This window comes from Paenibacillus sp. SORGH_AS_0306 (assembly GCF_030819345.1).
GTDB lineage: Bacteria > Bacillota > Bacilli > Paenibacillales > Paenibacillaceae > Saccharibacillus > Saccharibacillus kyungheensis.
On the sequence record NZ_JAUTBP010000001.1, the window covers coordinates 2,386,932 to 2,413,582 of the forward strand.

Annotated in this window: 22 protein-coding genes; 8 read left to right on the forward strand and 14 right to left on the reverse strand. The window is 37.0% G+C overall.

Translation table 11 applies throughout. The features are described from left to right. Window positions 1-121 precede the first annotated feature (121 nt). The gene (locus QE450_RS10290; protein WP_307299096.1) at window positions 122-640 is read left to right on the forward strand and encodes a GNAT family N-acetyltransferase; all 519 of its coding nucleotides are present in this window, start codon (window positions 122-124) and stop codon (window positions 638-640) included. Window positions 641-739: 99 nt separating this feature from the next. On the opposite strand, the gene QE450_RS10295 is transcribed toward QE450_RS10290, so the two are convergent. From QE450_RS10295 to QE450_RS10310, 4 genes are all read right to left on the reverse strand, one after another. Continuing rightward, window positions 740-979 (reverse strand): hypothetical protein, encoded by a 240-nt coding sequence (locus QE450_RS10295; RefSeq protein WP_307299098.1) that lies wholly within the window; start codon window positions 977-979, stop codon window positions 740-742. Window positions 980-1,102: 123 nt separating this feature from the next. After that, the gene (locus QE450_RS10300; protein ID WP_307299101.1) at window positions 1,103-4,222 is read right to left on the reverse strand and encodes a metallophosphoesterase; all 3,120 of its coding nucleotides are present in this window, start codon (window positions 4,220-4,222) and stop codon (window positions 1,103-1,105) included. 106 nt (window positions 4,223-4,328) lie between these two features. After that, the gene (locus tag QE450_RS10305) at window positions 4,329-6,278 is read right to left on the reverse strand and encodes a 3'-5' exonuclease (protein ID WP_273612725.1); all 1,950 of its coding nucleotides are present in this window, start codon (window positions 6,276-6,278) and stop codon (window positions 4,329-4,331) included. A gap of 320 nt (window positions 6,279-6,598) precedes the next feature. Continuing rightward, window positions 6,599-7,894 carry an alpha-galactosidase gene (locus QE450_RS10310; RefSeq protein ID WP_307299106.1) on the reverse strand — a complete coding sequence of 432 codons (1,296 nt, stop codon included), beginning with the start codon at window positions 7,892-7,894 and terminating at the stop codon, window positions 6,599-6,601. A 345-nt stretch (window positions 7,895-8,239) separates the two neighbouring features. Here QE450_RS10310 and QE450_RS10315 point away from each other — a divergent pair, with 345 nt between their 5' ends. After that, on the forward strand, window positions 8,240-9,940 hold the full coding sequence (locus tag QE450_RS10315; protein WP_307299108.1) for a methyl-accepting chemotaxis protein: 1,701 nt from the start codon (window positions 8,240-8,242) through the stop codon (window positions 9,938-9,940). 141 nt (window positions 9,941-10,081) lie between these two features. Here the strand turns inward: QE450_RS10315 and QE450_RS10320 are convergent, their stop codons facing one another. Further along, complete coding sequence (locus tag QE450_RS10320) at window positions 10,082-10,687, reverse strand: DUF1836 domain-containing protein (protein ID WP_307299112.1); 606 nt, start codon at window positions 10,685-10,687, stop codon at window positions 10,082-10,084. Window positions 10,688-10,870: 183 nt separating this feature from the next. Between QE450_RS10320 and QE450_RS10325 the strand changes: the two genes are divergently transcribed. The 3 genes from QE450_RS10325 (at window position 10,871) to QE450_RS10335 (ending at window position 15,239) form a co-directional block, all read left to right on the forward strand. Further along, the gene (locus tag QE450_RS10325) at window positions 10,871-11,707 is read left to right on the forward strand and encodes a DegV family protein (protein ID WP_273612729.1); all 837 of its coding nucleotides are present in this window, start codon (window positions 10,871-10,873) and stop codon (window positions 11,705-11,707) included. 364 nt (window positions 11,708-12,071) lie between these two features. Next, window positions 12,072-13,796 (forward strand): methyl-accepting chemotaxis protein, encoded by a 1,725-nt coding sequence (locus QE450_RS10330; protein WP_307299117.1) that lies wholly within the window; start codon window positions 12,072-12,074, stop codon window positions 13,794-13,796. 336 nt (window positions 13,797-14,132) lie between these two features. Beyond that, entirely contained in the window at window positions 14,133-15,239 is a 1,107-nt protein-coding gene (locus tag QE450_RS10335; RefSeq protein WP_307299119.1) for a DUF4179 domain-containing protein, read from the forward strand. Window positions 15,240-15,247: 8 nt separating this feature from the next. On the opposite strand, the gene QE450_RS10340 is transcribed toward QE450_RS10335, so the two are convergent. From QE450_RS10340 to QE450_RS10360, 5 genes are all read right to left on the reverse strand, one after another. Then, a complete protein-coding gene (locus QE450_RS10340; RefSeq protein ID WP_307299121.1) occupies window positions 15,248-15,808 on the reverse strand; it encodes a VOC family protein in 561 nt (186 codons plus the stop codon). A 75-nt stretch (window positions 15,809-15,883) separates the two neighbouring features. Beyond that, entirely contained in the window at window positions 15,884-17,653 is a 1,770-nt protein-coding gene (locus QE450_RS10345; RefSeq protein ID WP_307299124.1) for a SulP family inorganic anion transporter, read from the reverse strand. Window positions 17,654-17,863: 210 nt separating this feature from the next. Continuing rightward, the gene (locus tag QE450_RS10350; protein ID WP_273612734.1) at window positions 17,864-18,217 is read right to left on the reverse strand and encodes an ArsR/SmtB family transcription factor; all 354 of its coding nucleotides are present in this window, start codon (window positions 18,215-18,217) and stop codon (window positions 17,864-17,866) included. Window positions 18,218-18,279: 62 nt separating this feature from the next. Beyond that, the gene (locus QE450_RS10355) at window positions 18,280-19,248 is read right to left on the reverse strand and encodes an NAD(+)/NADH kinase (protein ID WP_301262113.1); all 969 of its coding nucleotides are present in this window, start codon (window positions 19,246-19,248) and stop codon (window positions 18,280-18,282) included. After that, window positions 19,245-20,294 carry an SPFH domain-containing protein gene (locus QE450_RS10360; protein WP_274172509.1) on the reverse strand — a complete coding sequence of 350 codons (1,050 nt, stop codon included), beginning with the start codon at window positions 20,292-20,294 and terminating at the stop codon, window positions 19,245-19,247. Before QE450_RS10360 ends, QE450_RS10355 begins: the two co-directional genes overlap by 4 nt. Window positions 20,295-20,506: 212 nt before the next feature. Here QE450_RS10360 and QE450_RS10365 point away from each other — a divergent pair, with 212 nt between their 5' ends. The 3 genes from QE450_RS10365 (at window position 20,507) to QE450_RS10375 (ending at window position 22,648) form a co-directional block, all read left to right on the forward strand. Further along, a complete protein-coding gene (locus tag QE450_RS10365; protein WP_307299127.1) occupies window positions 20,507-21,349 on the forward strand; it encodes an AraC family transcriptional regulator in 843 nt (280 codons plus the stop codon). A 154-nt stretch (window positions 21,350-21,503) separates the two neighbouring features. Next, the gene (locus tag QE450_RS10370; RefSeq protein WP_307299129.1) at window positions 21,504-21,887 is read left to right on the forward strand and encodes a VOC family protein; all 384 of its coding nucleotides are present in this window, start codon (window positions 21,504-21,506) and stop codon (window positions 21,885-21,887) included. 332 nt (window positions 21,888-22,219) lie between these two features. Beyond that, window positions 22,220-22,648 (forward strand): hypothetical protein, encoded by a 429-nt coding sequence (locus QE450_RS10375; protein ID WP_273612739.1) that lies wholly within the window; start codon window positions 22,220-22,222, stop codon window positions 22,646-22,648. Between the two features lie 111 nt (window positions 22,649-22,759). Here QE450_RS10375 and QE450_RS10380 read toward each other — a convergent pair whose 3' ends face one another. The 4 genes from QE450_RS10380 to QE450_RS10395 all read right to left on the reverse strand — a co-directional run bounded on the left by QE450_RS10380 (window position 22,760) and on the right by QE450_RS10395 (window position 26,458). Continuing rightward, a complete protein-coding gene (locus tag QE450_RS10380) occupies window positions 22,760-23,068 on the reverse strand; it encodes a hypothetical protein (RefSeq protein ID WP_307299132.1) in 309 nt (102 codons plus the stop codon). After that, window positions 23,047-24,516 carry a type 2 periplasmic-binding domain-containing protein gene (locus QE450_RS10385; RefSeq protein ID WP_307299134.1) on the reverse strand — a complete coding sequence of 490 codons (1,470 nt, stop codon included), beginning with the start codon at window positions 24,514-24,516 and terminating at the stop codon, window positions 23,047-23,049. Before QE450_RS10385 ends, QE450_RS10380 begins: the two co-directional genes overlap by 22 nt. A 73-nt stretch (window positions 24,517-24,589) precedes the next feature. Next, entirely contained in the window at window positions 24,590-25,492 is a 903-nt protein-coding gene (locus QE450_RS10390; RefSeq protein ID WP_273612741.1) for a carbohydrate ABC transporter permease, read from the reverse strand. A 27-nt stretch (window positions 25,493-25,519) separates the two neighbouring features. Continuing rightward, window positions 25,520-26,458, reverse strand: coding sequence for an ABC transporter permease (locus QE450_RS10395; RefSeq protein ID WP_273612742.1), 939 nt, complete (start codon window positions 26,456-26,458; stop codon window positions 25,520-25,522). Between the last annotated feature and the right edge of the window lie 193 nt (window positions 26,459-26,651).

The following is a 26,651-nucleotide window of genomic DNA, read 5'->3' on the forward strand; positions in this document are numbered from 1 at the left end:
TTTCAAAATGGGTATGTAATACAGATAGTAGAACCAGTATATATCAATCAACAATGATATATACATGAAGAGTATAATCGAACATAAAATAAAGTGATAATCTTGAGGAGGTGTACATATCTTGCACATTAGAAAAGCAACACTTCAAGATGCAGAAGATATTGCCAGAGTTCATGTAGACAGTTGGAAAACAACATATAAAGGTATCATCCCAGATGAGTTTCTTAACAATCTATCCTATACCCAGAGAAATGATCTATGGATGCAAGCCATAGCACAACAAGATCACTTCGTTATGGTAGCAGAGAATTTCGAAGGTCAGATTGTCGGATTTGCAGATGGTTGGAAAAAAGAAACCAACACCGTACCTCACTCTGGTGACTTAACTTCGATCTATATACTGGAGTCTTATCATGGTAAAGGTATAGGTAAGCAACTACTTCAATCTTTATTTAAGATATTCAAGCAATTGGGCTGGCAAAAGGTATTTGTTGAAGTGCTAGAAGATAATAAAACATGTGATTGGTATGAGTATTATGGTGCGACATTATCTAAGACTGTGAATATCCAAATAGGTGGCGTGCTTCTCAATGAACGAGTCTATGAATGGAATAATATCGACGACGTATTAGCAAGATGATGAACATAAATTAATACTACTTCAAGTAAAAAAGCCTATTCGGGAATAGTCGAATAGGCTTTAACATTAAACAGCATATGATGCAATGCAACAATAAAGTTAGGCTTCAAGATCGGGTTGAATATAAAAAGGCTCCATATTGATCGTAGACAAATATTGGCGGAAGCGAGATAGTTCTTTAGCTGCCCTTTCCTTCTGTTGAAACGTACCTACTGTAAAAGCAGATTCGACTGAACCGTCTCCTACGTAAGCGGAAAGAACCGTTCCTTCGGTTGATGTTTCTAGGGTAAGGGCAACAGATTTGACGATCGTTTGCTCATCTTGACTGATGATCCACATAGTTATTTTCTCCTCTCGGGGTATGTATAAGAGGAGTATAAAACAATTTAGTGAAAGAAAGAATATGAGGAAACAAATCGTTGCATTATGCATAATAGTAGAAACATATTGTTTAAATATAAATTAGCTTTCTCTATATTGTTTCAATAATTTTTTAGTTCTGTAATTTTCAATAACTTTCCCTTTATTTATATTTTCTTTGCCTTTTGAACCCCCTACAATATCAGCTATTAAGTTCTCATACATCTGATCACTATCTTTATTTGAAGATCTCAAATAGTAATAAGAAGTAACCTTAAATAAAATCATATCGTATATATAATTTCTATTAACGTTTTTAACTAACTTAATTATATTATCAATATATTTATCTTCTTTTAAATCTGCATATAGAAAAACTAAAAGAAATTTTTCAAAATCAGAAACTTTGTTGTCTTCAATTTTGGTATCTATCAATTCTTGTAGTACAATACTTAGTTTTTTTGTACCTATAAAAGAATGAATAACAGATTCATGAACTAATGGCATAAATTCTGCTAATCTACTTATTTTTTCAATATTGTCTCCTTCTTTTAATTCTGTTTTAGTTAGATGCTCCTGTAATAAAAATTTGTATAAGGCTGCAAATGCCATAGAACAAAATAATATTTCATTAAAAGCATCGCTTTTTAAATTTTCAACTTCTATTTCTTCCGTATTTTTTAAAACTTTTGCGGCTAGAGACCATGACCTAAAAAGTTTTTCAAAAGAGCTTATAGATTGTTCTTTTTTTACTATACCGTTCTCTTGTTTTCCGCTTTCTAACATATGATCATTCATTTGATCTAAATCTTCTTGAGTTGGTTTATTTCTACCGATTAAATTTAATTTTTTATTTTCTAAACGACTTGCAATTGAAGTTTTAATTTCAAAAAAGGAGTCCAAACCATCATTATCTTCTATTAATTTCTCTTTTAATTCTTTGAATTCTTTATTCATACGCTCTACTAATAGCTCTAAAATTCCAGCTTCATCTCTATTTATACCTGTATAATAATCTATTTCGTCTTCAAACAGTAAATAATTATCTTCATTTAAAACAAAATCTTTAAACTTTTTATTATATCCAATGTATTTCATTATAAAATACTTTATAAAACAGTTAAATCTAAAACTAACATAACTTTCTTGTAAATCATATTCTAATACAAATATTCCACAATTAATAAATTCTTCTAAAAGAGTTTCTACATCAAAAGCGAATTTTCTACTTACCAAATACTCTCTTATAAAAATGGTGAGTTCAATCTTAGATAATCTATAATTACTTTGATTTTTTTTAAACATTTCATTAGCAATATGTGCTAATAATCTTTCTTTGTTTCTATAATCAAATTTTTCAGAATACCCTTCAACTCTAGAATGCTTTTTTAATAATCTTTCTATAAAATTTTCTAGCATTACAGCATTATTAATTGGTCTATAATTTTCCTGTTGTTCTATGATCCATAAAAACATAGAAATTGCGAGTGGCGTTCTAGGAATATTTAGAGTAGTAAAAATATTTACAATTTTATCTAATTTATCAGGATCATAAGTCTCATTATTTGAAAACCACTTTTTTATTAAAGATCTAATCTCTTTTGTTCTAAATTGACCTATTTGAACTGTTTTACAAAGTGATATTTTAGAATAACTTTGCATGGCAAGCAGATTTTCTCCAGCTAAAGTTCCTGTATTAGATAAAATGAACTTAACACTAGGATGCTCAGAAATAAATTCATTTAAAAGTTTCATCTTATTTTTTTTGTGCTCTGAGAATGAAACATCATCTATCAACAATATTAAATTATATCCATCAATAAACTCTTTAATATTTACTATTCCAACATTTAGAAATTTACTAATTAAAGTTTCTATTCTATTAGTAATATCTTCAAAGTTAAAAAAAACTGGAATTAATTTATAATTTTCGTATTCATTAACTAATTCAATCATGATCTTATCAAGCAATATAGTTTTTCCTGATTCTTTATCACCATTTATTAATATATTTTGTGTATTACTACAAAAATCTTGTATACTAAATATTTCTTCTTTTTCATCTTCTTTTGTTTTAACATTACTAATTATTTTAGGAAGAACAAAAACTTCGTCAATATCTTTAGGAGCTTTAGTATCTGTACTATAACTCAGCAAGTGTTCATTAATTTCAGGCATATAAACTAATTTTATCTGTTCTACTATTTCTTTTCCTTTATTTTCTTTTACTAATTCTTCTGTATCGGGAAGCCTGAATATAGTTTCTCCTAATTTTTTACCTAAGTGTACGTTTATTTCATATTTATTTTTTTCATAAATATATATTTTGTGATTAATTTTAATTTCTCTTCCTTCATAATCAATTATTGAATAACCATTACAATAATTATTATCGTTGCTTCGTATAGCATATGTCCAATTTGCAGGAGCTATAGAAAAGAATAAATCTCCATACAGATTTGATTTACTCCAAGCACTACCTTCATGCACATGACCACAAAACAGCATGTTATATTCTCTATTTATCATACTTTCTATAGCTTTTATTTCAAAATTAGCTAACCAATCTAATGGATGATGTATTAATGCTATTTTAATATCACATTCACTAAGAAGGTCAATTGATCTAGTGATTTGTTTTTCTCCTAAGATAATTCTATTTTTATCTTCATCATCATAACAACGCCAAGAAGAATTAAAACAGGTTATTCCAATTTTTTCATTATTTATATTAAGAATATAGTTAGATTCAAAATCTGTTATTTTAAATTCGCCTTTAAATGATCCATGAAAATCCCGCTCAAAAACTTTAAATGGGAGTATTCTTTTTCTTCCTTCTTCATCTTGTTTAAGTATATAATCATTCACAGATTCTATACTATTAAGAGAAGTTCTTAAACCATCTTCGATATATTTACTATCTAAATTCCTATTAACATCATGATTACCTGGTACAAATAAAAAACGATCTCTTTCCAATTGCAAAGCTACTAAAATAGGATCTATAACATTTTCTACAAAACTATAAAATGCTAATTCAATATCTTGAGAAAATGAGTTTCCAGCTTGATGCACTAAATCACCTGTAAATATAATCAGATCAATTTTTTGTCTTTTATTTTGCTCTTTTAAATCAAATATAAGTGCTCTCATAATAAAATCGTTCAAATCGCTAATACTATTAGAAGTAAGATGAAAATCTGAAAGATGTATAATTCTCATTTTTTACCCACTCTTTCATTTAGTTTAATAAAATTTATTTGTTTAAATTTTTTCGCTTTCTACATGCAATGTGTAACTCCCCTTTGAGAATGTTCTAAAGTGTGTTCTAGGATTTGAATCGTTGTTGCTTCTTCTGTTCAACTGCATCACTTGCTTCGACAACCTTTTCCTCAAGCCACCCTGCAAATCCCTCAACCTTGCTATAACTCAAGAACAACCAGTCCATCGCTCTCGTCATTCCGATATAAAATAACGAAACTTCTCGCTCTGGATGTTCTTCTAGCTTGAATGGCATACTGTCGACATTGACGATAAAAACGGCTTTGAAGTCTAGTCCTTTGGAGCTGTCGAGTGTGGATAGCTTGACGGCTTCTTGGTGGCGTTCGAATGTGCGTTTGGATGCTGTATTTTCGGTGAACCAGTTGTATGGAATCTCATGCTTGGATAGTTCTTTTTGTAATACGTCTATATAAGAGTACGAATAGCGCTTTTGTACCCGATACAGGACAGCCATTTCGGCGTAAGGTACTTTTTTCTGCTCATGTAATATCTTCATCTGCTGTGCGACCCATTGTACTTCTTCTGCAAATGAAGCGCAGTGCTTGATCTGTGGCTCTATCCCTTTACGCTTGGTGCTTTGCGGTGGGATAATCTCTACGCCTTCTATACTTGTGCCTTCTTTGACCTTTTCCCCTAAGCTCGAATGGGTACGATAGAAGTCCCATGCGAAGTTGACGATCTGAGCGGTGTTACGGTAGTTGATACTGAGAATTTTGGAGCGTCCACGGAAGTCGAGTCCGGTGTTCTGGCTCAGACTGGTTTTGCGTTTGTAAATATTTTGCGCTTTGTCTTCGACCAGTAATAGTGATTGGGTTTCCGGGTTAAGCACCTTACTTAGCAATTCTAGCCATGACGGTTCGAAGTCTTGTCCTTCGTCGATCAGGATCGCATCGTATTGCGGTAAGATGGTTTCGCCACGATTGATCTTTTCCAGATAAGATTCGATCAGCTCGTCTTTGATACGCATCGTGCTCCACAGCCATTCATGGAATGTAGCAATCTGTAGGTTGGATGACTTCTCTATAGAAGGTGTAGCTGATGAATTCGTCTGACTGTTAGCAAAATCGAACAAATCTTCCGGTTCTTCGAGCATCCGATCAATCTGACTGCGAATCACTCTTGATAATGGAATGCCATAACAGAGGACAAGAATTTTCCAATGTGGATGGTCTTTGATTAACATCTTCGCTCTAGCGGCTAGAATTAAAGTCTTGCCACTACCTGCTACACCGCGTATTAATCGATTCTTATCTCCCAACTGTCTGGCAAGTGATTCCTGATGCAAGTCCATCGCTTGAATATTATGAAGCGATAGTAAGAGTTGGTCTTGATAATAAGCAGGCTCCCGATATTCTGCACTAATCCGTACTTCAGGAAATAGATGATAACGAATCGCTTTGATATCTTCGTCGGTTAGCATCTGATTCATATGAAAAGGGGTATCGAACATATTGGTAATGCGCTCTAGTAGATGATCTGCGGTGCAATTCTCATCTTCGAGGTCTATTTCTTCTCGTGTGAGCATATATCTAGGGTCGATCACCCGATGTAGACTATGCTTGACGATATGGGTCTGCTTAAGACGGGTAAAAACAACTCCATGTCCATAGCGGAACTTGAGATTATTTGCATACACGCCGCTTTGTTGTGTAAGATTCTGATCTTTTTTAAGCTTATTATTGATTCGAAAAGCATAGTCTCTTGCTTGGAGTAGCGGATTTTTGACCGTTTCTACCGATCCTGTTCCTTTTTGGGTATGTAGCTGCCATTCATGAGTATTGAGTTCGTAGAGGGTATTTTCGGTGTAGTCTTTCACTTCTAACACCAATAGTCCAAGATCCGGACCGATAATGACGTAGTCTGGTCGTCTGCCACCGATCTCTGGTTCGTAGTAGACAATATAATCGTCTGGAAGATGTTCTTTGAGCGTTTGAAATAAAAGGCGTTCGCCTGCGGTTGCTTTTCTCGGGATGGTGTCTGGAATCGTATATGCCATAGCTGTGTTCTCCTTAGTGCAGGCAGAAGATGTACGAGTTAGAGTCCAGTTCTTCTGGAAATCTGCGATAATTTTGCTTTAAAATGAAATATTTCAATTTTTTTAGGTCTTAGGTAGCGTATACATTTACCTATATCATACTTCGTTTGACTCATATTGGAAATACTTTTTTTCAAGATAATGGATTTAAACCAAAAAAGCAGGACATTTTCCATCTTAAATTGGAAAAGTCCTACTTTTATTAGGTCTGTTGGTAGTGATCTTCTTTAGTTGCTATATGCTTTAATTCTGTTTTTCTATTGGGGATACAAGTACTCTTTTTAAGCTAGTGGCTCTAATCGATAAACGACACATCCGTGTGGTGGAAGTTCTATTTCCCATTGTCCTTGTACAGTTAATTGTTCTGTAGGCTGCCATAGATTATGCAGATTCACTGGGACTGTTATATCTAATAAAGATAGATCCAGTGTTACGGTGTTCTGCTCTTCTCCTGCATTGAACAAAGCGATATAGCGATGATTCGTTCCATCTTCCTCTGCTACCCAGATGATTCGATCTTGCTCATCACGAGAAAGTTGATAGGCTTGACGGCTCTTGTGATTCATTTCTAAAATCAGCGGATTGTTCAGCAATGACAATGTCCATTCATCGTTATCCCGTAATTCTCCTCCGAACATTAATGGCGAACGGAAAATTGACCACAGTGTCATCATAGTGCGCTGTTCATCAGGTGTGAATCGTGTCCAGCGATCTGCTCCGCCTCCATCTACAGAGCGAATACCGATATGACCGAGTGGCAACATATCACAATCCGGCCAAGAACCTTCGCCTACATACGGTGACCATTTCTCACACCGTTCGAACATCGCATATAATAATGACCAGATATCCCAGAAGTCATCGGTAACACGCCACATATTCGCATGGTCTCTTAATTGTTGTTGGTATTCTAATGGCGCTGGCCCTGGAGATAGACTGAGTACCATTGGACGACCACACTGATCAATTGCGCGACGAATCAGTTCAATTTCTTCCAGATGAGTATCATACAGACGTGAAGCCGCAATATCATCGACTTTGACAAAATCGACTCCCCACTCTGCATACATTTCAAATAATGAATTGTAATATTGTTGTGCTCCTTCTTGTGAAGCATCTACTCCATACATATCTGTATTCCACGGACAGATCGAATTAGGATGTGCAATCTGTCTGGCGGTGATATGCGTTCCTTTGATCGCTGTATTCTGATGCACCGCTTGTCTTGGAATACCACGCATAATATGTATACCGAACTTTAATCCTAATTGATGTACCCGATCAGCTAACAGACGGAATCCTTGACCATCTTTACTGGAAGGAAAGCGATTGACTGCTGGAATTAATCGGGAATAGTTATCCATTTCTAATGGCTCAAACTTGCGATACGCTGAGGATACAGCACCTGCTTCATACCACTGAATATCCACTACAATATATTCCCAACCGTGCTCTTTGAGATGAGTAGACATATACTCGGCATTGCCTATAATTTCTTCTTCTCGTACAGCGGCTCCATAACAATCCCAACTATTCCAGCCCCGGGGTGGATATTGTGCCCATAGATGATGTTCCATATTGGATCTCCTTTAGATATATCTATTTTGGAATAATATGCTGTATTTATTTTAAACTTTTTTTGGAAACGGTTGCAATAAATAATATATATATTATCCTACATTATTTATAATTTTATAATCATTTTGCATTATAAATTCTTACAACAACGGATACACAATATTATATTTTGAAATAAAATGTATTTTATTAATTTGAAATATATAACTATTAAAACATTTATTAGTTTTTTTATTATTTATTAGAAATTTTATTCTTTTTAATCTGTAAGACCTAAATATATAGCGAATTTTGTCGATATAGGTATTACGTTATATGTTTAAACAATGATGAGGAGTGAAATAATGCGTATTAATATTCAAACTAAATTATTAGTCGGCTTTTTTAGCGTGATTCTATTACTGGTATTGGTTAGTCTTTTATCACTATTCAGTATGAATACGTTAGGATCGCAAGCCAAGCAAATTGATAGCAAATGGATGCCTAGTGTAAGCACAATGGGTATGATGAATGGTGATATCTCTGATGTACAGCGTCTAGTCCTGAACATGGCGATCGAAAATGATCCAGAACGAATTACTAAAATTAACACTACATTAGATGAATTGTTAAAACGGATCGAAACCGAACGTGTACAATACAAAGCATTGATTCAATCGGATGAAGAATCCAAATTATTTGAAACATTCAACACCAATTATGATCAATTTTTAACAACATTTCCTGCCTTAGTCGATGCGGCTAAAGGCAATGATATGGATAAAGCGCGCGAATTGCATCGTGCTTCTTATGATGCCTGGTATACTGCTAATGACACAATTGCTCAATTAATTGCTTATGATAATGAACAAGCAGGTATTTTGACAGATCAATCTGTAAAATCAGCAACTTCTGCAAGCACGAACATTATTATTTTAAGTATTATCGCTGTTGTTATTGGTATCGTAATTGCTTATCTTATTGCTAGATCTATTTCCCGTCCTGTGAAACAAATTCAACAAGCGGCTGAACGTATCTCTGCTGGTGATCTAACAGGCGAAGCGATCATTATTCGTAATAAAGACGAAGTCGGTCTACTGGCTGTTGCTTTCAATCAAATGGTAGCAAATCTTCGTAGTTTGCTTGAATCTGTAGCTGCTACTTCTGAATTGGTTGCCGCTTCTTCAGAGCAATTAACAGCAAGTAGTGAGCAGAACAAACAAGCATCTGAACAAATTGCTGAAACGGTACAAGAAAGTGCTAATGGCGCTGCTACTCAAGTTGATATTGCTACCAAGTCTGCTCAAGCGATGCAAGAAATGGCGATCGGTGTAGAGCAAATTGCTGTTCGTGCACAGACAGTATCCAGTTCAGCAACCGAAGCAGCAAGCAAATCGTCTAATGGTAACAAAGCGATCCAACAAGCAGTCAATCAAATGGATTCGATTCAGACTTCGCTACACTCGTTAGGTTCTGTCGTGAAAGAATTAGGAAGTCGTTCACAAGAAATTGGAAATATCACTAAAGTCATTACAGGTATTGCTACACAGACCAATCTGCTTGCTCTAAATGCTTCCATTGAAGCGGCTCGTGCAGGTGAAGCAGGTCGAGGATTCGCTGTCGTTGCTGATGAAGTCGGTAAATTAGCAGAACAATCTTCTCAATCGGCGAAGCAAATTATTGAACTGGTTACATTTATCCAGAAAGATACAACCGATGCCATTGACGCGGTAGAATTGAATAATCTTGAATTTGATAAAGGATTAGCTTCGGTATCGATTGCAGGTGAAGCATTCCGCGATATTTTACAGGCTGTTAATCAAGTCGCTGGTGATATTGAAGAAGTCTCCGCAGGTGCAGAACAATTATCAGCAAGCACGACTGAGATTGTCCAATACTCCAAACAGATCAATCATATCGCTCAAGAATCTTCTGAAGGTATGCTAAGTGTATCTGCGGCTACGCAAGAACAATTAGCTTCTATGGAAGAGATTACATCGTCATCGTCTTCTCTAGCGCAGACAGCAGAACAACTTCATAACGAAGTTAGCGCATTTAAAGTGTAATATTCTAGCTTACTTGTGTTACTAGCTGTATAGCAAATAGACAATACCCCTTATCCTTTTATGATCAGAAGATCGCATATAAAGGATAAGGGGTATTTTGGTCTATCATTGTGTACCATGTGTAAAGATAATAACTTGAATTTACATTTTAATCTTTTTCGTTTTTTTACCATGATCATCTAGAGTAGAGAGCTTTCCTTCTGCTCGCTCCATTTCTATAATCTTTTCCGCCAAAATCTTACTGGAGTTCGCCAGTACTGCCATTTTGAGCGAAAGATTACTTAACATTTCTTGTTCTGTCGTAGTCGTCTGACCGAGCAATCTGCTTTCGGCTTTGGCTTGTTCCATCGTATAACTGGATGCTTGCTCTTGTTCTGTCACAAAGTGATCATACACTTCAGCAAATGTTTTGGTCTGTAATTGAAATTCGATAATACCTTGTATGACTGCTAAAGGTAATACAGGTTTGAGGGTGCACAGCATCATCAAGTAAGCAATATGCGTACGGGAATAGCGCTTTTTGATCGTAGGTGGAATAATGCCCTGTTTGACATAATTGTTGATCATAGAGGGTGAGATTAACTTGCCTGCACTCTCCCCGGGGAATTTGTGAAAATGCTTTTCTAATAAAGCGACCACTTGATCCATATATAAATCAATGTCGGGAATCTGCTCCCATCTGGGAAACTTATAAGCCACTTTCTCTTTACCCCATGCCTCTAATTCTTGAGCCAGTTTGTCTTGCATTATGTATTCCTCCTTGAGCTGAGCATGTATGATAAGATTCATTGTCTGTAATTTGTGTTTATGATTGTATATGGTTATAATAACTATATCATAAAGTTATTAGTTTTATATGTTAAAATTTTAATAAAATGAATATAGCATTTTTAGTATATTCTATCTCTGTGTAAAGAAAGAGTGGTTTGGATGAAATCAATTGCTTGGGTGACAGATAGTACAGCTATGATCGATACTGATTTTGCAGCAGAACATCATATTTATATTGTACCTTTACGTCTGATTGTGAACAATGAAGCGTACAAAGAAAATGTTGAAATTACAGCAGAACAATTTTATGAGAAAATGCGTCAAAACGAAAGTGTAGGTAGCTCACAGCCACCGATTGGCGAATTTATGGAATTATACGAATCTATTAAAGATAAATATGACGATATTATCGTGATTCATTGTTCTTCTGAATTAAGTGGTACGTATCACACTTCACTACAAGCGGCTGAGATCACCGAGACTTCTGTGATCGGGATTGATTCCAAAGTCGGCGCTTTTCCTTTACGTGAAATGGTTATGCAAGGAGTCAAATGGCAACAACAAGGCGATACGGCTCTGGAGATCAAAGCCAAAATCGATATGATTATTGAAAATATGGACTTTTATCTGATTCCAGCAAGTCTTTCTCAATTGCATCGTAGTGGACGGGTATCCGGTACTCAATTGGTGATCAGTCAGTTACTACGTATCCACCTCCTATTGCGTTTTGTAGAAGGGAAAATTATTGTAGAAGACAAAATTCGTACTTTCAAAAAAGCCAAACACAAACTGATGGATATTCTCAAAAAAGATATCGATCTGGTCAAAAGTGTATGTATTATGCACGCTAATAATATTGAAGAAGCATTTCAAATGGAGAAAGAAATCAGTGTATTTGCTCCGCTACTCAAAATTGAAATTGCTCCCTTTATTCCTGTGGTCGGTGTTCACGCTGGTGAAGGTACAATGGCATTAGCATGGATTCGTCAAAATTAAATCCTATGTAACACATTCATTCTATATATAAAGGATTACCTATAAATCTCATCAAAAAGCAACTTGTAGCTATATGCTACAGGTTGCTTTTTTGTTGTCTGCGATCACTGGTCAGCATTTATAACTATTCAATAAGATAATCCAAAAAATGAATAATGACTCTGACCATATCTTTTTTTGACTATTCTTCACAATTACAGCTTCTACCTGTGATTTATTAAATTGAAATGTAAGCATTGCATTTAGAACCTTAAGAACTACATCTTAAGCACTAAAATTTACAAAATTGTCTAATATATAAAAAGAAATTGTCGATATAGATAAAGTTGAATGCGTTACACATTACATATTGGGGGACAATATTATGAAACGTTTGCGTGTTGGTAAAGTCAAAATGAGTATACAGACCAAATTGTTAACTGGCTTTTTAAGTGTAATTCTTTTGTTAGTCATAGTAAGTTTACTTGCTCTAACAAGTACACGGAGTATGGGTAATCAAGCAGTCGATGTAAATACGAAATGGATGCCAAGTGTTACTTTATTAGGAACACTTAACGGAGATGTGTCCGATCTAGAGCGTCTATTGCTCAATATTATTGTAGAAAATAATCAAGATGAAGTTGCCAAGCTCAATCAAGATTACGAGACATTACTGAAAAAAATTCAAACAGAACGTACTGCTTATGAAAAGTTAATCGAAAGCGATGATGAACAACGTCTGTATCAACGCTTCTCTACACAATATGAAGCGTATATTAAAGTTTCACCTAACGTGCTTAATGCAGGTCTGAATAATGATTTGAATAAAGCGATTGCTTTGCACCGTAATGCGTATGCTTTCTGGTACACGGCTAATTCTACTATTGCAGAATTGGTAGCTTATGATAACAAACAAGCCACTCAACTTACAGATGAATCGGTAAGTACATCGCAGACAGCAAGTTTTAATATTATTTTGTTAAGTGTAATCGCTATTGTTGTTGCTTTGGTTATTGCTTTCCTTATTGCTCGTTCGATCTCCAAGCCTGCTAGATCGCTACAAAAAGCAGCTGAACAAATTGCTGCCGGTGATCTAACTGGATCTGATTTGATTATCAAAAACAAAGATGAGATCGGTTCATTAGCGGTGTCATTTAATGATATGAAGCACAATTTGCGTCAGGTGATCGAATCGGTCGCTTCTACTTCGGAGTTGGTCGCGGCTTCTTCAGAACAATTAACAGCAAGTAGTGAACAAAATAAACAAGCGGCTGAACAAATCGCCGAAACCGTACAAGAAAATGCAGTCGGTACAGCCAAACAAGTCGATATTGCCAATAAATCTTCTCAAGCAATGCAAGAAATGGCGATCGGTGTAGAACAAATTGCGGTTCGTGCACAGACAGTATCTAACTCTGCTGTCGATGCGGCAAGCAAATCTTCGGATGGTAATCATGCTATCCAACAAGCGGTATCACAAATGGATTCGATTCAACAATCGCTACATTCTCTAGGTTCTGTAGTAAAAGAATTAGGTAGTCGCTCTCAAGAGATTGGTAATATTACCAAAGTAATCACTGGCATCTCTTCGCAAACGAATTTATTGGCACTGAACGCTTCGATTGAAGCCGCTCGTGCAGGCGAAGCAGGTCGAGGATTCGCAGTGGTCGCTGATGAAGTCGGCAAATTAGCAGAACAATCTTCCCAATCAGCGAAGCAAATTATTGAATTGGTCGCTTTTATTCAAAAAGATACGTTAAATGCGATTGAAGCGGTTGATCTAAACAATCGTGAATTTGATAAAGGGATGGCTTCTGTCGCGATTGCAGGGACTGCTTTCCAGGATATTTTACAAGCAGTTAATCAAGTAGCAAGCGATATTGAAGAAGTATCTGCTGGTGCAGAACAGATGTCTGCAAGCACAACTGAGATTGTAGAGTATTCCAGACAGATTTCTCATATCGCTCAAGAATCGGCTGCTGGTATGTTAAATGTATCTGCTGCTACACAAGAGCAGTTAGCATCGATGGAAGAAATTAATGCTTCCTCTTCTTCGCTAGCAGAGACGGCCGAACAGTTACACAGCGAAATGAATGAATTCAAAATTTAACTCGGGACAATCTGTACCAGCACTACGCTAAAATAGATATTACAACCTATAGATCAAAAAGCCCACATTACTCTAAAATGAAAAGGATTGCTTTTCTTTAAAGAGCTGGCGGGCTTTTTGATGTCTACTTGTATTGGCTATTCGTAGTAAGATAAAATAAAGAATATCTATAGTTAGAGGTTAGCAGAAAAAAGTAACAAAAGTAGCTTTACCACCGATATATACAATAAGTACTTAGCAGACCAGAAATTTAAAAATAAGCACACTACATTTTATAATTATGCCTTATAACTAAGCAACTTCGTCAATTATTCTGAATCAGGAGGAATGGTAGCTATGAGCACATCCAAAAAAGATTCTTCTCAACCATCTAACAATCACCTACATACAGAACAACCTTCTCTATCTCAAATGTCTCATACCTCTACTCTTACAGATGAGGAAGATGTACTAGAAGCCAAACGAATGCAATCACGTTTTCCATGGTTGGATGCTCGCTTATTAGTCGTTGTGGGCTTTACTTCGGTAGTCATGCTGATCCTATTGATCGTTCCTATGCCTACACAAAGCACATATACCACTGCTAATTCATGGGGCAAATTAGAACCTTTTCACCAGTATCAAAGTGATGTTATCCAGAACCAGAGCTTAATATCTGCTATCAAGCACAACTATATCCAATATGTAAATGAGAGCGCTGAAAAAGACGGCTATATCGTTACTGTCAATGCTGTGACCGCTGATGAAAATCAATTGATTCTCCTCTATACCGCCAAAAGCTTAAATGGACAAGAAATATACGGGATGAACAGTGTCAAATTAAGCAGTATCGCTACAGGAAAGCCTCTAGGTCATTCACGCAACAACGGAACTCATGATGCTGATAGTGAAAATGTATTTCGTGGCACAACCACTATTCGTTTGAAATCAAGAGAACCTTTCCCGCAAGAAATTGCCGCCAAATTCCAAATTGCTTCTGTAGATGATGGCAGATTAAGCGATCCAGTAACCAATACTAACACAGAAGATATGCATTATTCTCCTACCCTGCTGATTCATTTCTCATTAGCTGGTCAATTCAAACGACCTGAGACTGAAATTGTCTATCCGAATCATATTATTCAATTAGGAGATCACAAAGTTGCTCTGACCAGAGTCGAAATGTCTCCTTTAGAGATGCGTGTTCGCTTTACATTAGATCAGCCATTTGAACCGTATAACACCAAAAAATCATGGGTAGAAGCGACAGGCATTATTGCAGGTGAAGGCGATCAAGCAGTGCTGTTACGGGCGTTAAATCGAAAAATGGCTTTCGATGATCCGAACAGTTATGAATATATCTTTTACAGCAATTTACTCGATCAACCCAAAACACTGCAATTGCAAGTCGTTACCCGAGAAGCTGATAATATTGGAGATACTCAACTTATACAAATCAAATAAGCATCAAATTATGTAACTGCTGGCGGTGTCCAGCGGTTACTTTCGCTTGTCTGTGGATAATCGATCCCATGTGGATAAGACAGTAATTCTATCAATGTTCCCCACGGCGCACGTCCATACACAAATAAATGCCCTTCTCCCTTTTCTTCATTAGGTAATGGATTAGGAGAAGACAGCAAAATGCCACCCGCCGATTCAAAATGACGGATAGCTGCTGGCATATCATCTACATATAACGCTATATGTTGGATACCATAATCTACTGCTAATGCGGGAGAGCGTTGTTCTGTATTTTCAAATTGGAACATCTCGATACTTGCACCCTGACCGATCTGAATCAGTCGCATATGAAGCACTTTAGCGCCTTGTGGCAATCCTAACTTCTGCTCAGTCTCTGGGCCTTCTTGAGCAGGCTGTTGAGGGGTAAGCGTATCATAACAAATCGAAGCTCCAAATGCTTGCTTAAAAAACCGAGTCGCTTCTTCGATATCGGGAACGGTTAGACCGATATGATCGATACCTCGTATAGATCGATAATCTTGATGTGTATATTGAGATGATGCAGACATATGTATCCTTCCTTTCTAAATAACAACAGATTGGATATGATGCGTATGTCTTTTTTTACACTTGTTTTCTGAAAATTAAACGGTAGATCCTAATGCTTTTTTCAATAATAAGGGTGAGCTTACTGGTGAAGTGATGATTCCAGCAGATAACGCCTGACATTCGTGAAAAGCAAAATGCTGACAACCACGACAACGTTCTAGATCAAGATACCCCAGCGCTTTATTAATCGCAATACCTGTACGCTCATAGAAATGCTCTGCTCCAATCATCGTATACAAGCCTGTTTTTTGTAACAATTCAAGTGGTTGGTGCTGGATACCAGAGACAATCACTATGCCACCGTACGATTGTACTTTACGCACTAAGATTGTCAGGTTAGCATCTCCTGTTGTATCAATCATCGGGACTCTACCCATACGAAGCAATACGATCCGAGGTTGATTCGCAATAGCTTCATCTATCGCTTGTTCGATCAGATGGGTACTACCGAAAAAGAGTGCTCCTTCAATCGTGTAGATACTAATCTGCGGGCAATCATGATTTTCAGTAACCATATGACTTTGTACTTGCTGATTCACAGCTTCTGGATCAGGGAGTACTTTGGTTATCGTTAATCCTTGACTCATTCGTTTGACAAACAATATAACTGCTAACAACAATCCTACTTCCACAGCAGTCGTCAGATCAGCAAATACGGTCAATATAAATGTGATCGCCAAGACGAGCGAATCACTTGTTTTGATTTTCAAAATATGCATAAAATGCTTACGCTCACTCATATGCCATGCTACTAACATTAAGATCGGAGCCATACTAGCAAGTGGAATATTGGATGCATAAGGAGCAAATAACACTAATACAAGTAAAACCACAATCCCATGTACTACACCGGAGATAGGCGATACAGCGCCATTTTTGATATTCGTAGCTGTCCGAGCGATCGCTCCTGTAGCTGGAATACCACCAAATAAAGGAGTGATCATATTGGCGATTCCTTGCCCGATCAACTCTCGATTACTATTATGACGTGTGCCTGTCATCCCATCAGCAACAACGGCTGATAACAAAGACTCTATACTGCCTAACATTGCAATCACTAATGCCGGGCGAATCAAAAAAGTAATTTTATCCCATGTTAAATCTGGAATATGAAAATGAGGAAGTGCTCCTGAGATCGCGCCAAATGAAGATTCGATAGTAGCCACTTTGCCTTGAAAAAATAGCACAGCCACCCCTGTCGAGATCAATAATCCGATCAATGAACCTGGCACTTTAGGGAAAAAGCGTGCGGTTACTATCATAGCTACAAAACAGATCAATCCGGTGATAAGGCTGTATATATTAAATGTGTTCAGATGAATAACGATTTCACGCATATTCGAGAAAAAATCTTCATGTTTGGCAAGTCCACTTAATCCTAAAAAATTGGCGATCTGTCCGCCAAAAATAGTGACAGCAATACCTGCGGTAAATCCTATCGTGACCGGTCTTGGGATAAAGGCAATCAATTTGCCTAATCGACACAATCCCATAATAAGCAAAAAGACACCTGCCATAAAACCAGCAATCAATAAATTTTCATATCCATATTGCATCACTACAGCGAATAATATAGGAATAAATGCACCTGTCGGCCCACCGATTTGGAATTTGGAACCTCCACACAAAGAAATGATTATACCTGCAATGATGGTTGTATAGATTCCATATTCAGGCTTAACTCCTGAAGCAATAGCAAAAGCCATCCCGAGTGGAATAGCGATAATACCTACGATCATGCCTGAAATCAAATCTTTGCGTAAACTATTGCGGTTATATCCAGCAAATCTTCCTGTCCACTTCATTTGTCTACCTTCTTTTTGCATATTTTAATATTTAATTTCAAATATCTGATTATTTGAATATACAGAGATAGTACGCCTGCATACACATTGTGTCAATGATATTTTATGCACATCAAAAAAAGTATCCCTTATTTATAAGAGATACTTTTTTTGTGTATAGACAATTGTGGTTTGGAAATGATCTATTTATCGTAAACAGGTTCGCTTATTTTATTTCTCAAGATGTCTGCTTGCTTCAGGTTCATTGCGCATGCCTTCCAATAAAGAAATCGCGTCTACCAGATGATTATCAAAAATGCGCTTGGCTACTGCTAACAATTCTTGAATAAGCGGATCACGTAGTGAATAGATTACCGAGGTGCCTTCTTTGATTCCTTGGACTACATTTTTACTACGTAATATCGACAGTTGTTGGGAAACAGCCGATCCTTCTGATCCGACAATCGTTTGTAATTCATTGACTGTCTTATCTCCTGTACAAAGTGCTTCTAAAATCTGAATCCGCATCGGATGGGCTAAAGCTTTGAAGAAATCAGCTTTGAATTGCTGTATATTTTGATTCATGAATCCATACCCCTTACTGTATTATCTTCAACAGATACGGATATCATAACACAAAATAATCATCATACCACCAGATGCCCCCGCTTCTCGGCTAGACCGATCGTTGCTGTCATGCCTGAATTGAATTCCAGAAAGTCACTTTCTACGCCATCACTAAAGATGACGCCATTTTCAGGCATCTGCGATACAATGCGCAATGGCTGTTGTTCGTGAATCTGTCCAAAAACGCATTCGGTAGAAGTGGTACGGCTAGGAAATGGTTCTCTCACTGTAAAATACAACTGTGGTGTATCCCATGCCAATGAAGTATAAGTGGAGCTGTGAGTCTCTTCATACTGCATACTACCTGTTATCTGCTGATAGCTTTCACTGTGTACAATACCGTTTGCTCCTGCAAGAACACTTTTGAACCAACCTGTTGCACCCATCCCTGTTGATACAATAATGCCACTTGAAGATTGTTGCTCGGTATGCCCTGCTAACTGCAATTGATAACGAGCCGAGACATGTGTTTTGCGCCCGATAAATAAATCATTTACACCGTATAGCGTCTGTCCGTCGTTCAATTCTGCTTTGGCTAACATCACTTCTTGGATCGCGCGGCGACGATTCAATACATCAGGTACCACCTGAATCAGATCACGAACTTGAAAAGGAAGCAAAATCCCATCCCAGCGTAGTGGATCAGGATTTACACCGATTAACGGTTGATGCGTGACATACTTCATCGTATTCGCAACCAATCCATCTTGCCCGAGCACCACTACAATATCATCTTCACCAAAAATAAAATTCGGTACATGTTCACGCTCTAACAGTTGTACTCTTCCGATCGTTTGTAACACAAGCATCGATTGTTCTACAGCATGACGATAATTCTGATCTTCTTGTATATAGTCGGTAAAATCAACACCCAGACGCTCAATATAAAATTGTGCTTGCTGGATCGTATTGTAACGAACAATCAATTCTTCTAGTCGTGTTTTACGCTTGACGAGTACAATTTTATTTTCGCTTATCCGGCTATTCATCTATTCCGACCTCCTTGCTGTTGTTGATGGTTATTTGATTCGGATAATAGTCCTTGCAATAGATCTGGTGTGATATTCAATTGTCCGATACGACCTGCATTTTCAGCTAATCCCTGGAAAGCAATCGCGATCAATTTATCAGGATTCATGCCCATATTCGCCATCGATTGTAATAATGCAGGATTAACGCCTTCAAGCGACTTCATTACCGCAGACATTTCGTAGGCTTTGGCATCGGCTTGTGCTTTGGAATTGGCAATCGATAGTTCTGTTAATTGCTGTTTCTTTTCTTCCATCATCGTATCGAATTGCAATTGTTCTTCTTTGATCTCATTCTTTTTCACACTTACCGAGCGCTCAGCATCTAATTGAGTTTCCCGAATTTGTTTTTTCTTGGTTTCTACTGCAATTTCGGTATTCAATTCATTTTCTTTGACCCGTCGTTCTTGTTCAATCGAGGCATTACGGCGTTCATATAGAGCATCATCCGCATTGCGTAGAATCTGCTCACGTGCTTGTGCTTCTAACGCTCTCATCGTTTCTTTATTAGGCAAAATCGCTAAAACAGAGAAGCCCATCAATTCGATGCCTAACTTTTCTAATTCGGCATTTTGCATAATTTCGCGTGTAATACTTTGAGCTAAACGTTCACTGGATTGAATCGCTTCTCGCAGTGGCATTTGCTCCAGATGTTTTTTAGTTAATACTTTGGCAATATTGATCACCCGTTGAGCCAGTTTGTTCGGATCATCTGAAATATATTGATTTTTGCGTAAATTATACGTGTAATTTAAGATTTGAGTGGTTTTACGGTAATCCACAATCCGGTATGTCAATTGCCCTTGTACGGTTACGGTCTGATAATCATTCGTTATTTCCTCAAATATAAAAGGAACATCTATCGATGATACCGGTACTACGATCACAGAAGTAGTCGGTGCATAATAGCGGAAAGATAAGCCGACTCCTTCTTTTACTATTTTGCCATTTCTTACTTTCATCACATATTCACTAGGTTGAAATTTGACGAAGCGAAATCCAAACATAATCACTCTCTCCTTTGTTATTTCCTTTTTGTTAATAACAATATAGCACGCTATTTTGATATTTACAATATGATAATAACAATTTGTTAATTATTATTAGATTACGATCATTTCAAATCATGTTACACTAAACGTAAAATATCGATATCTGGTGATATTGCTGTTATTAGAAACATCCATCGAATGCTATGTATTGGAAAAGGAGTGCTGGCATGATATATCGTCCTCTTCAGCCGCCTAAGCTACAATCTCATTTACAGAATGATTATTATCATTATCAGGAATATGCTCCACAACCGGTATTGCAATCTACAGTAGCTTGTTACTGGTCGTCTACTTTTCAAGTATCTTCTACTACTCTGCCTCATACTTCTGCTTATCGTATTATTCCAGATGGATGTATAGATATTATTTTTGATCTGGATGCTATTTCTGTAACTCAAGGGGCTTTTGTCTCTTCATGGATGTCTACGTATGAAGTTTTTTATCCTAAAGAATCTATGAATTTCTTTGGTATCCGAATGTATATTCAGTCTGTACAAGCGATTGTTGGATATCCTATAGCTGATCTTCAAGGACAAATATTATTAGAGGAATTGTGGGGACATTCTGCAAGCACGTTCTGGGAGCAAGTGATAGTTGCAACAGATACTACAATGCGGATCAATATTATCGAGCAATACTTACAACAAGCGCTATATACATATGATATTCACCCTCGCCCTGTTCATCCGTTACTAGCGCACAGCTTACAATTAATGTATGCCTATGGCGGACAGATGGATCTAGCGACACTTGCTCAACAAGTACATTACAGCGAACGAACTGTACGCCGTATTTTCCAGCAAGAGTTCGGTATTCGTCCCAAAGAAATATTAGATATTATTCGCTTTCAGTCTATTTTGCAGATGATGTATCGCTATCCGCAGTGTAGTCTTGGTGAGTTAGCCATCTCTGGTGGTTATTATGACCAATCTCATTTTATTCATCATTTTCAGCGTTATTATGGTCTATCTCCAGGGCAATTATCTGTACAGGACGTTATCCAAGCTTAGTCTGATTCTACACAATAGATATCTAGCAGATATTCCCAATGATATGACCGTTTTTTCCAATCTTTTTGCAGGAAGATCATTCATAATCAAACTAGATCAGAATCATAATAATGAACTGACAATAGAAGTGACTAAGAAAGGGTTGGATCAATCTATGAAATTAGCAATGAAGTATATTATTTTGTATATTCAAGATGTAGAGCAGACGATGCATTTTTACAGAGATATTCTACAATTACCAGTCAAAATGCAAGTGGATACTTATGTGGAATTTGATACAGGCATGACTACATTGTCGTTTAACACACGCCAGTCTGTGCGACAAGAGATTGGACTTGAAATTGCGGAAGAGATCGCAACATCCAGTACATTTGAAATTGGATTTGTCGTCGATGATGTAGTAGCAACGATAGAACAATTGCGTCAGCAACAGGTAAAGATTGTAAAAGAACCTGTAGTCAAACCATGGGGACAGACAGTCGCTTATATCGCTGATCCTGATGGACATTTTATCGAAATCTGTAGTGCGTTAGAATAACATTATCATTGTTAACCGCTTGCAATTTGGAGTCTTATCTACTGTCTATTTGATCTATCAACAACTTGCCATCAAGAAGGCGAGTTGTTTTTTTTGTACTAAAGTGATTGAAATTTTTACGATTGCTTTATATAGTACAGGAACTTACTTTGTAAATGTGTTAATTATGCTATTATTACCCTGCAAGCCCTAATACCTACATACTCAGGATTATTTTATTGATTTCGACAAATTTCATGTTTTTTTGTATACTGTATTGTTATCTTATAACCGATATAGTATTATGTACCTATATCTTAAAGACTAAAAAACAGATGTAAGGGGTGATTGTGTTGACTCTAATGGTGGATTATTGTGCGAAATGCGGTTCTATTTTCCAAAAAAATATGCGTAACTTATGCTCTTCTTGTAGTAATCAATTAGATCTGGCTTTGAAAAACTGCATGGATTACATGTGGAGATTTCCTAAAGCGACGACAGAAGCTTTAAGTGAAGCGACCCAAGTTCCTTTAGCAGAGTTGCACGATCTGATCAAACAAGGTAAATTATCTAACGGCTACAAAAATTTGACTTATCCTTGTGAATGTTGCTTGCAACCTATTGCTCAAGGACGTCTATGCTCAGGTTGTTCTACTTCGTTCAAAGATGCTTTTCAAGCGACTCCCAAAGCACAATCTACAGTGGTACATGGTGCACCTAGCCTGAATAGCACCGGACAGAAAGTATTATTCACTTCCAAAACACGTTCATCACGACGTTAAAAGTATCGTATAGCCGCCACTATACGCTATATATAGCCAAATCATATACAGCAAAAAACCGCCAATCTGCTTTTACAGACTGGCGGTTTTTTGTAACGTATTATACATTTTCTATTTAGCTTGCTCTGCTGTTGCTCTAGCTTTGGCGTATTCGGTATTCATATAAGTAGACAATTCGTCTGCTCCTGAACTTTTGAACGTTTCGATCGCTTTTTGCTTATTGGCTGCAAAGTCTTCATCCGTTTTGGACAGAATCATAGTCGCTGCTGTACGTGCAGCCACTTCTTTGAGCTGTGTTTCTTTTTTGAGTAGATCATCGGTAAGCACTGGCAACACAATCGTATTTTCTATAATAGTCTGTTCTGGTGTCAAATTTTTGAGCGGTGTATTTTCATCGTTCAATTTGCCTTCTTTGACCAAAAATTAGCGACCACTTCGCCTGGATAAGAAGCATGATAATATTGACTAAAGTCTTTCTCTAATGCCGTCGCATTGTTCGCTAGTGCTTCTTCTGTAGCAAATAGATCAAGTGGTGTCTTGGTCTTAGGATCAATTACATTTCCACCTAATCCGATTAAATTAGGATCAAGCGCAATCCCTGTACGTTCCCAAGCATCGCCTCCTGTGACTTTGAGCTGAGAAACTTCTTTGCTTAATTGCGGTACACCTTTTTCAATCGTCCAATTAGTTCCTTCAATACCGCTATACATCGTTCTGGCACCTTCATATGAATATATATAATTTAAAAATTCCATCGCTTTTTCTGGATATTTAGAACTTTTTGAAATAGCATAGCTTTTGTCTGCCCAACCGATCGGACGAACGCCACCTGACCATGCTTGCTTGCCTACAGGTAATACAACAAATCCTTTGCCATCTTTAGCATATTTGGAATTAAAATCTCCCATTGCCCATGTAGCTGGCCCTAATATAAATTGCCCTGCTGTCGCTTTCGCCATATAATCATTATTTTTCATCGTTAATGCATCTGGATCAAGTAGTCCTTCACGATAAGCTTTGTTATAAAAATCTAAAGCTACCCAGTAATTTGAATTGGCATCTGTCAGTACATTAATTAGCTTCTTACCACCTAAAGGCTTCGCAAACAAATCGGAATTGCCTGCTGCGGTCTGTTGAGTAATCCATGTAAACGGAATAATATACGGCCACAATCCCCAATCTTGCCACATCGAGACTCCATATACTTTTTTACCTTCATCGGTAGTAGGGTGTTTGGCTACAATTTGTTTGAGTACATTTAGCATATCGGTTGTACTGTTAATAGCAGGTGCTCCTATTTCTTTATAGTAATCCCAGCGAATTGTTGGGCCGATTGAAAGGTTGGCGTAGACCGGGCTAGGATCTGCTTGTACTTGAGGAGGTAAAAAGTACAATTTGTTTTGCCCTTCACTCCAATTCTTTTGACTGTATTCTACAACGGTAGGGATATTTTTAGAAATGTCTTTACCATATTTGGCAAGTAGATCATCCATCGGAATGACCAGATTTCCATCTATTAATTGCTTTCCATATTGCGTCGGATCGGAGCGTACGATATCTGGCAAATCTCCTCCTGCTAGCAATACATTCATTTTATTAGAATCAGCTTCTACATATTCGATTTTGACGCCGATCTTTTTTTCAATCGCTTTGGCAATTTCATTATCTGGATACGTGTTCCATTTGGTTCCTGTCTCGTTTACCAAAATACGCAAAGTGACAATACCATTCGCATCTACTGTGCCTGCTTGTGTAGCCGAACCATTAGTATTAGCTGTATTATTTGAACATGCTGTAAGCGTTATCAAAATTAGCGCTAACAATACACTAATAGTACGCTTGAACGGCTTGATTCTCTCATCTTTCATAAAGCTTCCTCCTCATATTCTTCTATATTGCTACAAGTTATCATTGGTTTATGCAATGATAAGATTTTTTTGTCTATCCTTTGACTGCACCCATCATAATACCTTTGACAAAAAAGCGTTGTAACATAGGATATACAATCACAATAGGTAATGTGACTAACATCGTAATCGTCATCTGAATCGATTGAGGTGTCATCACTCTAGCTTCCGCAGACATCGTCAAATCAGCAGCACTCATATTTGAAATACTATTAGATTGGCTCAAAAAGTTATAAAGTAACAATTGTAATGTTTGTAATTTGGGATTTTCGACTAAGAAAAAATTATCGAACCATGTATTCCATTGTCCGACAGCCGCAAATACAGCTATAGTTGCTATAATCGGCGTAGAAAGTGGAAAAATAACTTTAGTAAAAATAGTGATATAACCAGCACCGTCTATTTTAGCAGATTCCTCCAGAGCAGGTGGTAACTGCTCGATAAATGTTTTGATCAAAATAATATAAAATCCTGTTAATGCAGTAGGCAGAATATATAACAGGAAATTATTTTGTAATCCGTACATTTTCATCGTTAAGTACCATGGAATAAAGCCTGCATTAAAATACATCGTAATCAATACAAATCGGTAAATAATTTTGCGAAAAGGCATTTCTCGCTTGGTAATCAAATAAGCAAAAAAAGAACAACATACCACCGTAATCGCAGTTCCTAATACAGTACGCAACACAGAAACGATTGCGGCATCGCCTAATCCTTGAAGCTTAATCGTTGCTTTGTAACTTTCTAGCGAAAAGCCAGCAGGCCATAAAAAGACACCGCTCTGGGCACGAAATGAATCGCTAATCGAATAAATAAAAATATAATAAAATGGATAGATCGTCACAATTAATAAGATCGTCAACAATGTGTAATTGATTGCATTAAATAGCCAGTCTGACCATTGAATCGATTTAGTATTTTCCGCTCTGATCATGGATTGTCCTCCTTATGCTCTTAATGATTAAATAATACTTTCGCCACGTACTCGTTTGGATAGGCTGTTGATCATAAATAACAGCGCAATACTGATTACAGATTTGAACATACCTACAGCAGTGGAGTACGGATAATCATTAGTGACCAATCCCAGACGATACACATATAGGTCAAGTACTTCAATTTTGTCAGCAACCATAATATTGTTAAATACTAAATATTGCTCAAACCCTGCTGAAAGCAAATTACTAACCGCTAACAAAAGTAAGACAATAAACGTTGGCATAATATTCGGAATCGTAATGTACCAGATACTTCGTAATCGCCCGGCTCCATCAATCCGCGCTGCATCATATTGTTCTCCATCAATTCCTACAATCGCCGCAAGATAAATGATCGCATTCCAGCCAATCGTTTTCCAGATTAATAACAACGTTTGTACTAACCAGACATGATCTGCATTTCCCAATACATTGAGCGGAGTATCACTTAACCCCAGTCGATCTATCGCTGTATTAATCGCCCCTTCAGAACTGAACATACTGAAAGCTAATGAGAATACAATGATCCAGCTGATATAGTTCGGTAATGTAGTCGTTGTCTGAATAAGACGTTTAAAAAATCCATTACGCACTTCTGACACCATAATCGCTAACACTAGCGGCAAAGGGGCAAATAAAATAGATAATACACTCAAAGCTAATGTATTGATCATCACTCTTCCCATATCGCGGTCATGCAACATTTCGCGGAAATGTTCTAATCCTACAAAAGCTGTCTGGCTGAGTGGTATACCCGGCTTGTAATCAAAAAAGGCATACACCCAACCAAACAATGGCACATAACTGAAAGCGATTACAAAAAGAAGGAAAGGAATAGTCATAAGTAATAAACGAATTCCATCGGCATTATATTTCCGCCTTTTGATCTGAACGACCTTTTCTTTTTTGTACGTAATATCCATAGCGGAACCCCCTTCGATAGATGACTATTGAGTGCAGAATCTATAGATTCAATAGTTGTATAAAGATCGTTTGCTTGCTTTTAATAGTAAAGGTATACCGGTACAGACTGAATGAACAATCTGTAGATAGAATTGAATAATATACAGATAGTTCTTCACTATTCTTGAATCATTTACAGATTAAGTTGAACAA

Excerpts from the sequence above, each read along its gene's own strand:
- QE450_RS10350 (WP_273612734.1), bottom strand. The coding sequence starts at position 18,217 with ATGAATCAAAATATACAGCAATTCAAAGCTGATTTCTTCAAAGCTTTA.
- QE450_RS10370 (WP_307299129.1), top strand. The coding sequence starts at position 21,504 with ATGAAATTAGCAATGAAGTATATTATTTTGTATATTCAAGATGTAGAG.
- QE450_RS10345 (WP_307299124.1), bottom strand. The coding sequence starts at position 17,653 with ATGAAGTGGACAGGAAGATTTGCTGGATATAACCGCAATAGTTTACGC.
- QE450_RS10355 (WP_301262113.1), bottom strand. The coding sequence starts at position 19,248 with ATGAATAGCCGGATAAGCGAAAATAAAATTGTACTCGTCAAGCGTAAA.
- QE450_RS10385 (WP_307299134.1), bottom strand. The coding sequence starts at position 24,516 with ATGAAAGATGAGAGAATCAAGCCGTTCAAGCGTACTATTAGTGTATTG.
- QE450_RS10330 (WP_307299117.1), top strand. The coding sequence starts at position 12,072 with ATGAAACGTTTGCGTGTTGGTAAAGTCAAAATGAGTATACAGACCAAA.
- QE450_RS10335 (WP_307299119.1), top strand. The coding sequence starts at position 14,133 with ATGAGCACATCCAAAAAAGATTCTTCTCAACCATCTAACAATCACCTA.
- QE450_RS10340 (WP_307299121.1), bottom strand. The coding sequence starts at position 15,808 with ATGTCTGCATCATCTCAATATACACATCAAGATTATCGATCTATACGA.
- QE450_RS10315 (WP_307299108.1), top strand. The coding sequence starts at position 8,240 with ATGCGTATTAATATTCAAACTAAATTATTAGTCGGCTTTTTTAGCGTG.
- QE450_RS10295 (WP_307299098.1), bottom strand. The coding sequence starts at position 979 with ATGTGGATCATCAGTCAAGATGAGCAAACGATCGTCAAATCTGTTGCC.
- QE450_RS10395 (WP_273612742.1), bottom strand. The coding sequence starts at position 26,458 with ATGGATATTACGTACAAAAAAGAAAAGGTCGTTCAGATCAAAAGGCGG.
- QE450_RS10310 (WP_307299106.1), bottom strand. The coding sequence starts at position 7,894 with ATGGAACATCATCTATGGGCACAATATCCACCCCGGGGCTGGAATAGT.
- QE450_RS10360 (WP_274172509.1), bottom strand. The coding sequence starts at position 20,294 with ATGTTTGGATTTCGCTTCGTCAAATTTCAACCTAGTGAATATGTGATG.
- QE450_RS10390 (WP_273612741.1), bottom strand. The coding sequence starts at position 25,492 with ATGATCAGAGCGGAAAATACTAAATCGATTCAATGGTCAGACTGGCTA.
- QE450_RS10305 (WP_273612725.1), bottom strand. The coding sequence starts at position 6,278 with ATGGCATATACGATTCCAGACACCATCCCGAGAAAAGCAACCGCAGGC.
- QE450_RS10365 (WP_307299127.1), top strand. The coding sequence starts at position 20,507 with ATGATATATCGTCCTCTTCAGCCGCCTAAGCTACAATCTCATTTACAG.
- QE450_RS10325 (WP_273612729.1), top strand. The coding sequence starts at position 10,871 with ATGAAATCAATTGCTTGGGTGACAGATAGTACAGCTATGATCGATACT.
- QE450_RS10300 (WP_307299101.1), bottom strand. The coding sequence starts at position 4,222 with ATGAGAATTATACATCTTTCAGATTTTCATCTTACTTCTAATAGTATT.
- QE450_RS10320 (WP_307299112.1), bottom strand. The coding sequence starts at position 10,687 with ATGCAAGACAAACTGGCTCAAGAATTAGAGGCATGGGGTAAAGAGAAA.